The organism is Alkalitalea saponilacus (assembly GCF_900168165.1).
Taxonomy (GTDB): domain Bacteria; phylum Bacteroidota; class Bacteroidia; order Bacteroidales; family Marinilabiliaceae; genus Natronoflexus; species Natronoflexus saponilacus.
Window position 1 is genome coordinate 1 of sequence record NZ_FUYV01000008.1, and the last position, 14,532, is coordinate 14,532.

The following is a 14,532-nucleotide window of genomic DNA, read 5'->3' on the forward strand; positions in this document are numbered from 1 at the left end:
TTGCACACCTCCGGCGTGCCGCGTGTCAGATGGTTATTATATTTCTATCAACATTTGTCACCTACGGCGACACTCCCAGCGGTTTTTATTATGTTTTTATATCTAATTATGTATTAATTTGCATTACGAAAACTCGCTCCCGTTTCCTGTCTCCCTTTTCCTGTACTCTTATGTGCCTTATGTGGTGAAAACAGAACCTTAGGCAAAATATCCAGATAGGTAACGTCAGTTTCTAAGTGCATAAGCAATTATTGATATTATCGAATGAAATTAAATATGTTTATGTCTCATTTGATAAGGATCCTATTTGAGCCTATTGGTTATAATCGTAGCATATAGCCTTAACTAGAAGCCATTGTTAATAGCTTTCCATTATATGGAAAAACGATCTCGGGTAATTTAACTCCAGGTTTGTGAAGAGTGATTTAATCAATGTATAAGTCGTTTTATCAAGACAGTAGTTATTTCCAATATATGGAAATAAAAAAAGCATAAATATTGCAAAGTTTTAATTTTGGAAAACATTTCGATCTTTTAAAAATCATAAATAGCAGAAAAACAGGCTAAAAGGGTTTCGAAATGGATAACTTTATGCAGTTGTTGATAAAAAAAATTTGCCAAAAGGGATAACCTTTCCTAACTTGCCATCACGATTGTTTTCAAAAACACAAAAGTTAACCAACATCTTAACAGACGATTATAAAAAACAAGTCATCATGGAAGTAAAAGAAATGCGCCAAAGTACTGATTCGGGTACTTTGAAAATCTATACCAATGAAGAGGCCTTTCAATCGGCTCTAAAATATTTTAAAGGAGACGAACTGGCTGCCCGTGTTTGGGTCAATAAATATGCCTTGAAGGATTCTGACGGCAATTTATATGAGTTGACACCGGATGAAATGCATTGGCGTTTAACACGAGAAGTTGCCCGAATAGAGAAGCGCTATCCTAATCCGATGACTGAAGAGCAAATTTACGGACTTTTTAAAAATTTCACTTACATCATTCCCCAGGGAGGGCCAATGGCCGGAATAGGTAATGAGTTTCAAATTGCATCTTTGTCTAACTGTTTTGTTATTGGAAATGATGGAGATTCAGATTCCTATGGTGGAATAATGAAAATAGATCAGGAACAAGTACAGTTGATGAAACGAAGAGGTGGAGTTGGGCATGACTTGTCGCACATTCGGCCTAAAGGGTCGCCCGTAAAGAACTCTGCATTGACCTCAACAGGTATCGTCCCGTTTATGGAACGGTTTTCAAATTCAACCAGAGAAGTAGCCCAAGATGGACGCCGGGGTGCATTGATGCTAAGCGTATCAATAAAGCATCCGGACTCGGAAAAGTTTATCGATGCAAAAATGGAGCCTGGTAAAATTACAGGTGCCAATGTTTCGGTGAAAATTGATGATGATTTTATGCGATCCGTTGTGGAGGAAAAGCCTTATATTCAGCAATACCCTGTTGATGCAAAAAATCCTAAATACAGTAAAGAAGTAGATGCACAGCAGCTATGGAATAAAATTGTGCACAATGCATGGAAATCTGCAGAACCCGGAATTTTGTTTTGGGACACCATAACCAGAGAATCGGTTCCTGATAGTTATGCTGATCTGGGGTATCGCACTGTCAGCACAAATCCATGTGGAGAAATTCCTTTGTGTCCATATGATAGTTGTCGGTTAATCGCCATCAATCTCTATTCTTACGTGGAGCATCCATTCACGGAAGAAGCCAAATTTAATTTCGATCTGTTCCGCAAACATGTTGGATATGCGCAGCGAATTATGGACGATATCATTGACCTGGAGTTAGAAAAGATTGATGCCATACTGGAAAAAATCGACAATGACCCGGAAACTGAAGAAGTAAAAGCTGTAGAACGTAATCTTTGGGCAAATATCCGTAGAAAAGCCACTGAAGGACGTCGTACCGGAGTTGGAATTACAGGAGAAGGTGATATGCTTGCCGGTTTAGGGTTGAGATATGGTAGTGATATTGCGGTTGATTTTTCTATTGAGGTACATAAAGCACTGGCCTTGGCTGCTTATGGTGCATCGGTTGAGCTTGCCGGCGAAAGAGGAAGTTTCCCCATTTATAATACAGAGAGAGAAAAAAGTAACCCATTTATTCAACGCATAAAAGAAGCCGATCCCGCTTTGTATGAAAAAATGTCAAAACAAGGTCGCAGAAACATTGCTTTGTTAACCATTGCACCCACCGGGACAACAAGTTTGATGACGCAAACAACCAGTGGTATTGAACCTGTTTTCCTCCCTGTTTATAAAAGACGCCGAAAAGTAAACCCCAACGATCCTCAGGTGAGAGTTGATTTTGTTGATGAAGTAGGTGATAGCTGGGAAGAGTACGCTGTTTTCCATCATAAGTTTTTAACATGGATGGAAGTAAGTGGTTATGAAACCAACAAAAACTATACGCAGGAAGAACTTGATGAGCTTGTAGCTTTGTCTCCATACTATAAGGCCACATCTAATGATGTGGATTGGCTCAGCAAAGTAAAAATGCAGGGTCAGGTTCAAAAATGGGTTGACCATTCCATCAGTGTGACCATCAACTTACCATCTGATGCGTCTGAAGAGCTTGTTGGTAATTTGTATGTGGAAGCATGGCGAAGTGGCTGTAAAGGTGTTACTGTTTATCGTGATGGTTCTCGTGCAGGAGTTTTGGTGTCAAACAAGGAGAAAAAAGAGGATGATCTTTCCAAATTCCCCAAAAAGCGTCCTCAGGTATTAGAAGCAGACGTGGTTCGTTTTCAAAACAACAAAGAAAAGTGGATTGCTTTTGTAGGTCTGTTAGATGGTCGTCCCTACGAAATTTTCACAGGTTTGGCTGATGACGAAGATGGGATTTTGTTGCCGAAATCGGTGCTTAAAGGCAGTATAATTAAGAATATTGAGGAAGATGAAACCTCTCGATACGATTTTCAATATGTCAACAAAAGAGGTTATAAAACAACCATAGAAGGTCTGTCGCATAAATTTAATAAGGAGTTTTGGAACTATGCAAAACTCATTTCCGGAGTATTGAGACATGGTATGCAAATTGAGGATGTCCTTCATTTGGTTGCCGGATTGCAACTGGATAATGAGAACATCAACAATTGGAAAAACGGTGTTGAAAGAGCCTTGAAAAAATACATACCTAATGGAACCAAGGCCAGAAAAGGTCATTGTGAGAACTGTAGTTCCGATAATCTTGTTTACCAGGAAGGATGTCTGATTTGTCAGGATTGCGGATCCTCTAAATGTGGATGATTTGATGTGCCATATATAATGGAAAAGGGACTGCCAAATGGCAGTCCCTTTCTTCGTTTCAAATCAATCCATTGCGGGGAGTTTTCTCTTTTAAATATCTCACCGGATGATTAATTTCTCCGTTGTTTTCTCTTTTGTTGTGACTATCTCCAAGAGGTATATCCCATTTGCTAATCCATGGAGATTGAGTCTTCTTTGATTGCTAAAATCGTCCTCTCTAAAAGATTTCAAAATCCGACCATTAATATCATAGATGGCAACCGTCTTGATTGGATCTGCTGATATGATGTTGATGAAATCTGAAGCCGGGTTCGGAAAAACATTAAAACTATTGGTTTTTAAACTGCCATTTAAATTGGTTGAAATATCTCTGGCAGAAAAGGTGATGTTATCAAACCTGTTGTTCCCGGAATCATTTTCGGCTGCTTCGTCCGTAAATGTAATTCTTACAGCAAACTCCGGGTTGTTGTTGGCTCCTGATATTTCAGAAAAATCTACCGTTACAAGCCTGTAATCTTCCAGAACAGATATATTGTCTGCAATGGTTGTCCAGGAGCCATTCTCCAAAGTGCGATAACAGATTTTTTGCTTCGTTGCACCATTAACGGTTCTCTTCACGGCATATTTTAACACTATTTCTTTAAAACCGTCCGTGGGTGCTTCTAAAATCAACTCTCGGGTGTCGGATGGATTTCTGACTCTCAGAGCATAACCCGGATGAATTTCGCCAGGCAGGTTGATTAAAGAGCCATCAGTTACCCTGTCCATGTATCCATCGCTCTCACCAGAGTATAAAATTCTTCCGGGAGATTCGGTTTCTGATAGATCAGAAAGCACTGATTCGAATATATCATCTGAGAGAGAATTGAAGTGCCACAGATGAATTATTGTTGGTTCAGGTATTTGTTCAAATACAGCTGTAACCGATATAGCATTCTCATTAGGCGCTATTGTGAGTTGAATCTCTCGTGAATTAGCCTGGCTGGGCTGAATGTTTCCTTCCCATCGTAAAAATCTGTACCCGGGCTTATCAATGGCTGAAAGTTGAATGGGTGTGTTTCTGAAATAGATGCCAGACCATGGATATGGAGAAGGGGCGTTTTCAAGGCCGGGTGTGTTTTCATCAATAATAACCGAATTAACTTTTACAACACCCTCTCCGGTTCTATTTACGGTGAGATTTGCCGGTTGTTCCAATCCAAATTGCGAACGAAGATGAGAACGCATATAGTTGGGTCTACCCGTTGCAAATGTTTTAATGTCGTTACCGGTATCGGTTCCATGTCTCCATCTGTTCCAGTGTTCGCTGCGGTGAGGAGCGAGTATGTCATTGAATTCATCCACCAAATTGTGGACTCGATCGGGTTGAAAACAGGTGTTAAGATGATCGGCTATGATATTAATAAAATAGTCCCGGAATTCGTTATTTCCCAACAGCTGTCTGAATAACCGAGATGATGGATCACTTGCATTACTGCTCATAACCCTGCTGAGTCCATTCGACGCAGTATGATTCCCATAAAGGTTCATTCCAAAATCGACATCATACATCATCCATCTCCAACGTCCATCGTGACCGTATGCTGCATTGGGTTGATAAGAGTCAACACGTTTCCTCCAGAAAGTCATATTGTTTTGTGGCCAGTCAGTATTGTAAAAATAGATTTGAGTTGCGTAGTAATGCGCGAGACTTTCAATATCTACTCTATCTTTAACCCACTGATATCGAGCCGGGAAATTAAGATTGAAATTCTCAGCATAGTTGAGAATTTCATAAAACTGATCACTGTCGGCCGGCAATCCTATGTCAACCGAACCCCATGCTTCAAGAATTACAACATCTTCCGGATCAACTCCGTAATGAGAATGTATGTAGTGCTGATCATATCGTTCACGGATATTTATGATGCCCCAAAATTCACCGTTTATAAAATGTATAGCAGGCTGATATGCCTGTATGGTGAACGGAAGGTGTTTAACCAGCTCTTGCATAAGAGCATCCCGATACATGGTTCTGTAATGATCGTTGCCTGAGTTTCTTATGATTAACCGGCGAAACTGATCAACCGTTGCATTCGGATTACCTCTGGCCTGAAGCTTTCCAAAGAATGGATAATTCAAGGTGTTTGAATCATCATACTGATTTCTGGCGTAAAACCGAAGCGATTTCATGGGGTTGGCGCGGCTCCAACCTCCATGGGTTCTTATGCCAATATTTTGACTAAACACAGGCTGTCCGTCTTCAGGAAAAACCTCCAAATGGGCCGGGTACTCCCACTCTATTCCTCTCTGATTGTAATTGGCCGGACGTCCTCCGTTCCAGCCAGCTCCGGGGTTTTGAGCCCACCATTCATCGGCAACTCTACCAGCCACATAAATTCCTGAATCATAATCGAAAAGGTGTGGCTCATCGGTGGTAATTGATATCACAGGAAGTGAGTATCTTTCAGCTCCTTGCGGAGATATAAAATAAGTATGGGAAGCAGATTTTGTGGTTATGGCATTTTCGTTATAAACCATAGCTCGCACCACAGTTCCCTTAAATATATTAGAATTAGGGAGCCTTGGAGATGCTTCAAATTGAGTGTTAATACCAGCTAACTGGTATGGCTCAGAGGAGCGGTTATAAATATTCAGCGGTTCATCATATATATGGGATCTGGTTTCTCTGGTAAGTAAATTTCCATCTGGGTAGCTGTTCTTGTAATGGTAACTGCTCCCTCCAACATTTAACGGGTCGGGAGCCGACCCGTCCAGCGTGTATATGATGGTTGCATCAGGGTGAGAGCTGGTTATCTGCAAATCGAATGATTCATTATAAAAGCCTCCTGTATGTGAAAAAACGGGTGAGTCAGTAATGATTTCTAAAAATGCGGTGGAGGTGTTAGCACTTCCCGGAGTTGGGTTGTTGAAAAAGAAAAAGCCATCTTCATTGGGGTTCAATCCCAATGATACATCAGTAGGAATAGGCGTTGACGGAACCATATGAACAATTTCTCCTTCGGGTTCTGTTAAAATGATGGGTTCTCCATCCGAAGAGATGGCGAAATTGGTATGCAGTTCATCACTTATCAGATAGAAACGGGATGCCGGCATAGGTTCCTCGATGGCCCCATCAGGCAGCTGCCATCTGACAGCCAGATTGTCTCCGCCATCATGTTCTTTCATTAAAGCAACAACATAGTAGTATTCTCCTTCTAAAAGGTGTATCGGAGCAGATTGCTGTTCCGGATATTTATCCCACTGGCGACTGCTGGTCCATTGCGGAACCAAAGCAATTCTTGTTAAATCGCTATGGTCCGTATGGCTGCTGATGTAAAGTCTAGAGTTGTCGTCACTGGCAATCCAAAATGTATAATATCCTGTTGCAGGCGGTTTTAGTAAACCATGCATGCGCTGTCCATAGTGGTCGTCAACATTTACGGGAGCTTCAAAATATTCGGTAACTATTTCGGAAAAAGAGGGGCTGTGAGGGTAATCCGGACTGTTTATAAGGTCATCAACACTTGTGCCGCTGATGTTTTGATAAACATCTCTGCGCAAACCACTGATGGCTGCTCCGTCGTTTGGTCTGCGATCTTTTCCGGAAGCCCATATGATACGATACTCTCCCGGTGCTATGGTTACATCAGGGAAAACCCATCTAAAAAGATTATTCTCATCATCTGATAATCCCCATCCATTAAGGTTAATCGGGTCGTCTCCATAATTATAGATTTCAATCCAATCTTCAAAGTCGCCATCTTCGTCGGCTATTGTGTTTGAATTTGACGACATCAATTCATTAAGAACTATTGTGAACTGGCTATTTTGCCCCTTTGCTGGTATCTGCAAAAGGAAGAAAATAGCCATTATGCATATGTAGGAGAGTACATTGTATTTTGTAACTGAATTCATATCATTTAATTTGTCAGTGACAGTGAAAATAATTGGTCGGGAAGATTGTATATCAGAATGTAATATCGCAGTGAAAAAGGGCCTCTTGAGAATTTCAGGCAGAATTCAAGCATTATCTATACTGTGATAAAAGTAATAAATATGTTTTAAAAACAAAAATCTTGAGACTTAAACTCCAATGAAATGATACTCTATATCATTAAATTTAATCGGGCAGCTGTCACAGATTTAACTATATTTGCAATCAAAATTAAGAAATCATGAATCAAACAGATGTTCGGGTAAGGTTTGCTCCAAGTCCAACAGGGCCTCTTCATATCGGAGGAGTTCGTACTGCCCTGTTTAACTATCTTTTTGCACGCAAGCACGGCGGAAAATTTATACTTAGAATTGAGGATACAGACAGTACACGGTTTGTGCCTGGCGCTGAAGAGTATATCAATGAGTCGTTAAGCTGGTTGGGTTTAAAAGTTGATGAAGGCGTTCGTGAAGGAGGGGAATATGGGCCATACAAACAATCGCAACGGAGAGATATATACCGGCAATATGCACAACAGCTAATTGATAATGGTTGGGCATATTATGCCTTTGATACACCCGAAGAACTTGATGCACTAAGAAGCCAGTATGAGGCTGATAAAAAAACATTTGCATACGATGTCCACAACCGGTCGGGGCTGAATAATTCTTTAAAATTAGGAGACGAAGAGACCCTGAAAAGGATAGAGGCAGGAGAGCCATATGTGATCCGTTTCAAGATGCCTGAGAATGTAGATGTGTCGGTTAAGGATATTGTACGTGGTCAGGTAACCTTTAATACAAGTACGTTGGATGATAAAGTCTTGTTTAAGTCTGCTGACCAGCTGCCTACATATCATTTGGCCAATGTCACCGACGATCATTTGATGAAAATTACTCATGTAATCAGAGGAGAGGAATGGCTGCCTTCATTGCCGTTGCATGTTATGTTATATCGGGCATTTGGTTGGGAAAAAACCATGCCTGAATTTGCCCATTTGCCACTGATTTTAAAACCCAGCGGGAAAGGCAAACTGAGTAAGAGAGATGGGGATAAGGAAGGCTTTCCGGTTTTTCCATTGAAATATATTTCTCCAGATGGAGATGTTTCGGCGGGATATCGGGAGTCGGGTTATTTTCCGGAAGCGGTGAATAACCTGCTTGTTTTATTGGGATGGAATCCCGGAACGGAGCAGGAATTGTTCACCATTGATGAGTTGATTGACTTGTTTACCCTCGAAAGGGTAAACAAATCCGGCGCCAGATTCGATCCTGACAAAGCCAGATGGTTCAATCATCAATACCTGATTAAAAAGTCAGATGCAGAATTAGCTATCCTTTACAAAACTGTTTTGGCTGAAAAAGGTATTGAAACAGATCTCAGTCTCGTAGAAAAAATCGTTGGTCTTGTTAAAGAGCGGGTCAATTTTGTTGAAGAGCTTTGGGAGCAAACCTGGTTCTTCTTTCAGAAACCGCAGGGATATGATGAGAAGGTAGTGAAAAAGCGTTGGAAAGGTGACGTTCCTGTATTCATCCTCAAGCTAACCGATTTGTTTGACTCAGCAGAAATTTGGGAAGCTGAACCTTTAAAAGAAATGGTTTCGGCAGAGATTAACAAAAAGGAACAGAACTTTGGAAATGTGATGAATGCACTTCGTCTTTCGTTAGTAGGAGGTGCTTTTGGTCCTGATCTCTTCACCATCATCGAAATTCTGGGGAAAAAGGAGTGTGTAGAAAGAATAAAATTGGCTGTGGAAGTTTTGGGTTCACATTAGGTTATATTGCTGAGTTCTTTGGCAATTTTTCGTAAAAAATTGCGTTTTTGATTTTGGCATGCATTTTCTCTTAAAAACCAGTTTTGATATGTATAGAATATTACTTTTTGTTGTTTTGCTTTTTATAGGGATGAATTACGTGGAATCACAGCAAATTGACCCTGCCTCGGTTGATGTTTCTGCGTTAAGTGATGCACAGGTTCAACGCTTGTTGGACGAAATGCAACGTCGAGGGCTGACTGAAGAACAGGCGCTTGCTCTCGCACGCTCACAAGGGGTTCCCGAATCTCAGATATCTATGTTGCGTCAACGCATCAGAACATTGGGAGCAGGAACAATCTCCGATGAACGGATGAAAACCAGAGAGTCGATGGCAATGGAGGATTTTGCTTCGGGTTTTGATCAGCAACCTGTTATTTATTCAAAAAAAGCATTTTTTGTCCCTTCGGAGCAGGAAACAAGGTTGTTTGGATTTCATTTTTTTAACAGCGATAACCTTACATTTGAGCCGGGAATCAACTACCCCGTTACAAGAAAATATCTGGTAGGGCCGGGTGACCAGTTTATCATTGACGTATATGGAGTTTCCGAGATGACCTACTTTCTCTTTGTGGACAGATCCGGAAATATTACCATTCCTAATGTTGGTCCGATACCTGTAGGTGGTTTTACCCTTGAGGAGGCTGAAGAGCGAATATTCAGACGACTATCAAGAATTTACCGGGATATGGTGGCAGATGAGCCTCGTACGTTCGCAAATATCCAACTAGGTCAAATTAAGCCCATTACCGTTAATGTTGTGGGAGAGGTTTTCGCACCGGGAACTTTTACATTGCCGGGAGCATCTACCGCATTTAATGCTTTGTATCTGGCCGGCGGCCCCAATCTGAGAGGATCGTTCAGAGAGATCAGGGTCATTAGAGAAGGAGAGGTGCTTCAAAAAGTTGATGTTTATGATTATCTGATCAATGGTAACAGCGAAGTTAATGTCCATTTGATGGACGGTGATATTATTATGGTTCCCACAGTTCGCAACCGGGTTCGTATAGGAGGGCATCTCATTAGAACCGGTTTATTTGAAACCCTGGAGGGTGAAAGCATTGATGAGTTGATTAAATACGCAGGTGGGTTTGATGAAAAGGCTTATAACCGAAGGATTGAATTACATCGAAATACGGGAAGAGAACTTGAAGTGCGGGATGTATTCGCAGATCAATACGATGATTTTTATGCGCAGAATGGCGACAGTCTTTATGTTGGAGCTATTTTATCCCGATTTGCAAACAGGGTGGCCATTGACGGAGCTGTTTTTCGTCCGGGTACCTATGAGCTGACAAAAGATTTGACTTTAAGTCAGTTGATTGAACGTGCTGATGGCCTCAGGGAAGATGCATTCATGGAACGGGGCATGATATTGAGACTCAACGAGAATTTGAGTTATTCCAATGTGGCATTTGATTTAAGCGCTGTCATAAGTGGGGATAAAGACATCTCTTTACGCAGGGAGGATGTGGTTACCATCTCTTCAATTGATGATATGCGTGAAGCACGCACCATTAGGGTTTTTGGTGAAGTACAGAGACCCGGTCGATTGGATTTCCGTGAGGCTTTGACGCTTGGCGACGCGATCGCGCTTGCAGGAGGTTTAAAGGAGTCTGCATCCGAGAGTTACGTTGAGGTTACCAGGCGTTTGACCTACCAAGAGGCTGCTTCTACATCTGAAAGAACCGGACACTTGTTTCAGTTTACCATTCCCCGATCGCTGACTCTCCATAATGATGATGCATCTTTTTTGCTGCAACCATACGATCAGATTTTTATTCGTAGAGCACCCGGATTTGTTCAGGAGTCCAGTATCAGAATTTCAGGAGAAATTATGTATGCAGGGGAATATGCACTTGTGAGCCGAAATGAGAGGCTTTCGGATGTAATCCGAAGAGCCGGAGGCTTAACCCCTGAGGCTTATTTGCCTGGTGCCATGCTGACCCGTGAACGGAGAAAGGGAAAAGCAGATGCATTAACTCAATCTCTTGAGCAGTCAGATGAAAGGGTCTCTTTTAGTGGTTTGGACTTTAGCGTTATCGGAATTGATTTGGAAGCAGCATTACGACGACCCGGCAGTCGCGATGATATTTATCTTCAGGATGGTGACGAACTGGTTGTACCCCGCAGGTTACAAACTGTGCAGGTTGAGGGAGAAGTTCTCAACCCAATCAGCATGCCCTACATTGAAGGAAAAGGTCTTCGGTACTACATTGACCAGAGTGGAGGCTTTGGGTTACGTGCTAAGAGACGGAAAGCTTATGTCATTTATCCCAACGGAACAGCGGCCGCTACAAGAAATTATGTTTTGTTTAGTTCTTATCCCACGGTGATGCCGGGAAGTCAAATTGTGATTCCTCAGAAACCACCACGTACCCCTATTCCTGCAACAGGTTGGATTGCAATAGGTAGTGGAGTATCGTCGTTGGCATTGACCATTGTGACTGTGATAAATCAGATTGGGAACTGATTGTTTTTGTTGATGAACGGTTTCCTTTTTTGAGCTTTTTATGGTAACTTCGCAGCCGTTTTTGTGTGACTCACAATACCGGAGGTGTGTTTAATCGGGAAATGCCGTTTCTTATAATATGTTGAATATTATTGCTTTGATTAGACCGCTGCTGTGCTAAACTTATGGGGTAGAATTTATGTCTTATACGCCTCGTATTAAGTCAACCTTAAATGACGAGTTAGTATAGTGCGTTTGGTGTTCCCCTTTGGGGGCTAGGGGTAAACGAGGGAGATCATTCAGATTTAACTTGACACTCGTTCTCTTATAAACCAATTAACCGAAGCTTTGTTTTTTCGTTTCGCTGTTATCTTCATTTGACGTTTTTTAGTGTTTCTGCAAATAAACGCGATAATCATTATAAATATTTACCATTCTTCGTACTTGATCAATCAAATTTCTGTATTAAAATATAATCTATGTGGCGTATATTTTTTAGGACTTCCAAAAGCAGTCTGACCATCTTTTCTTTTGTGCTATTTACGATGCTTTCAGGATTAATATCGGAAACTGTTGCCGCACAATCAGGACTTAATATGCATGATTTGTCAGGTGTAAGATCACAAGATGTCAGTGATGCTCAGTTAAGATCTTTTATTGCAAGAGGCGAAGCTCAGGGCATTTCACCTGAGCAGGCTATGATGATGGCCCGCGAGCGAGGCATGCCTGCATCGGTGGTGCAGGAGTTAATGGCCAGAGTACGCACCATGCAGGGCGCTGCACAGGAGCAACCGGCATTACGGGCGCGGGAAAGAGTGGGAACTGAAGAGTCCGGATTGTTTGATCAGGACTTATGGAGCATGGTACATAGAGATGTGAGTGATAAACCGGAGATTTTTGGAGCCAGAATCTTCAAAAGAGGAATGCTCAGTTTTGAACCCTCCATGCACGTGCCAACGCCGATGAATTACCGTCTGGGACCAGGTGACGAACTGGTTATTGATATCTGGGGGGCCGCGACAAATTTTTATCAACTTGAAGTTTCCAGTGAGGGAACTATTTCCATTGATAATTTGGGTCCGTTGTACGTTCATGGATTAACCATACAAGAAGCCGAACAGCGTGTCATGGACAAGCTAAAGCAAATATACCGTGGTTTACGTCCCGGAGACTCAGGTCAGAATACATTTGCCCGCATCAGTCTCGGCAGGGTTAGAAGTATTCAAGTGGCCTTAATGGGAGAGGTTAATTCACCGGGTAATTACACTGTATCATCTCTTGCCACCGTATTTAATGCCTTGTATAAGGCAGGTGGTCCAAACATGATAGGCTCTTTCAGAAATGTTGAGGTCATAAGAGAGAACCGACAGGTGGCAGTTCTGGATGTTTATGACTTCCTTATTAGCGGAGACCAGAGTCAAAACATCCGCCTGCAGGATCAGGACATCATCCGCGTAGGAACTTATGCCAACCGCATTGAAATGAGAGGTGAAGTTAAACGCCCAGGACTGTATGAAGTCAAAATCGGCGAGACTTTGGCTCAATTAATTAATTATGCAGGCAGTTTTACCGACTCTGCATATGTGAGACAGATTCGAATTCACCGCAATACTGAAACTGAAAGAGAAATTTTAAGTGTAAATCGTGAGCGATTTGAGCACTTTACCATGCGCAACGGTGACGTTGTGATTGTTGATCAGATTCTTGACAGATTCTCTAACAGGGTCTCCATTTCCGGAGCCGTTTGGCGTCCGGGAGAATATGAAATAGGAGAAGAGGGATTGATGCTTTCTGAATTACTTCAGAAAGCAGAGGGAGTGAAACCCGATGCGTTTCGTTCCAGAGCTATTATCAACAGGTTGACCGATAATTTTGATTTCACCATTCTGGCATTTAATGTGGATAACATTTTGAATAATCCCGAAGCTTTTGATATCTCCCTCCAAAACGAGGATGAGGTGATCATAAAAGACATTCATGAGATGCGGGAAGGTCGGAATGTGGTGATCCGGGGAGCCGTTCAGACTCCAAATACATACGATTTCCGTGAAGGGATGACCCTGGAAGATCTCATTCTGGTGGCAAACGGGTTTACTTCGGCCGCATCGGAAGCTCGTATTGAAGTAAACAGACGAGTGATTGGTGATGCGGCTCCTTTACAGAGAGGCCATCAATTGGCAGAAACTTTTATTTTTGCTGTTGATAGGGATTTGAGCATTAGAAGCGAGGCAGCCTCCTTTGAATTAAAACCTTTTGACCAGATTTTTGTCAGGGCAAGACCCGACTACCGTGAACAGGTGACCATTAATGTAGAGGGAGAGGTGTTGTATCCTGGAGAATATGTGCTGACCAGCAGAAATGAGCGCATTTCTGATTTAGTACAGCGAGCAGGGGGACTAACCCATGAAGCATTCATGCCAGGCGCCACTTTGTTGCGTCAGACCATTGAACTGGAACGGGTTGAAGTTGATATTGAGGGAGGTTCGGATGATGTGATTGAACTGGAAAATGTGACCGAGCGATATATTGGAATAGATCTGGGCCGCATCTTAGAGAATCCCGGGAGTGAAGATGACCTGTTTCTGAGAACCGGAGATGTAATCAGAATACCTTCAGAGCTTCAAACAGTAAGTGTTCGTGGTGGAGTTTTGCGTGAATCGGAAATCAGGTTCAGGGATGGGCGTAACCTAAACTACTACATCAACAGATCGGGTGGTTTTGCAGAAAATGCCCGTAAACGACATGCCTATGTCGTTTATGCCAATGGCGATGTGGCTGCGCGAAGAAACTTCCTTTTCTTTCGAAGCAACCCGGATGTCACCGCGGGGGCTGAAATCATCATCCCTCAAAAAGAGGAACGCCCCAGGTTAACACCAGGGGAAAGAATCTCCATCATGTCTTCGGTGGTATCCATGACAGCCGTGGTGATTACGGCGATGTCGAGGGTTTGGTAGGAAAGAGGAGTAGGAGGGTTTGAAGTTGATGGTTGATTGTATGAAGTTTGAAGGATAATAATTGGAGAACGGAAACAGGAGACCGGAAAACGGAAGATTGGGGTTTTAAGTTGATGGTTGAT

The 14,532-nt window shown here is 42.2% G+C and carries 5 protein-coding genes; 4 read left to right on the forward strand and 1 reads right to left on the reverse strand.

What is annotated here, in order from left to right; translation table 11 throughout:
• The first annotated feature begins 716 nt into the window (after nt 1-716).
• A complete protein-coding gene (locus B5X70_RS07865; RefSeq protein WP_198314156.1) occupies nt 717-3,275 on the forward strand; it encodes an adenosylcobalamin-dependent ribonucleoside-diphosphate reductase in 2,559 nt (852 codons plus the stop codon).
• A 99-nt stretch (nt 3,276-3,374) separates the two neighbouring features.
• On the opposite strand, the gene B5X70_RS07870 is transcribed toward B5X70_RS07865, so the two are convergent.
• Nucleotides 3,375-7,172: a CotH kinase family protein gene (locus tag B5X70_RS07870; RefSeq protein ID WP_079557356.1), complete on the reverse strand. Its 3,798-nt coding sequence runs from the start codon at nt 7,170-7,172 to the stop codon at nt 3,375-3,377.
• Nucleotides 7,173-7,432: 260 nt separating this feature from the next.
• Here B5X70_RS07870 and gltX point away from each other — a divergent pair, with 260 nt between their 5' ends.
• From gltX to B5X70_RS07885, 3 genes are all read left to right on the forward strand, one after another.
• Nucleotides 7,433-8,965 (forward strand): glutamate--tRNA ligase, encoded by a 1,533-nt coding sequence (gene gltX / locus B5X70_RS07875; protein WP_232468279.1) that lies wholly within the window; start codon nt 7,433-7,435, stop codon nt 8,963-8,965.
• A gap of 88 nt (nt 8,966-9,053) precedes the next feature.
• Nucleotides 9,054-11,477: an SLBB domain-containing protein gene (locus B5X70_RS07880; RefSeq protein ID WP_079557467.1), complete on the forward strand. Its 2,424-nt coding sequence runs from the start codon at nt 9,054-9,056 to the stop codon at nt 11,475-11,477.
• Nucleotides 11,478-11,935: 458 nt separating this feature from the next.
• Nucleotides 11,936-14,410: an SLBB domain-containing protein gene (locus B5X70_RS07885; protein WP_079557358.1), complete on the forward strand. Its 2,475-nt coding sequence runs from the start codon at nt 11,936-11,938 to the stop codon at nt 14,408-14,410.
• Nucleotides 14,411-14,532: the final 122 nt, after the last annotated feature.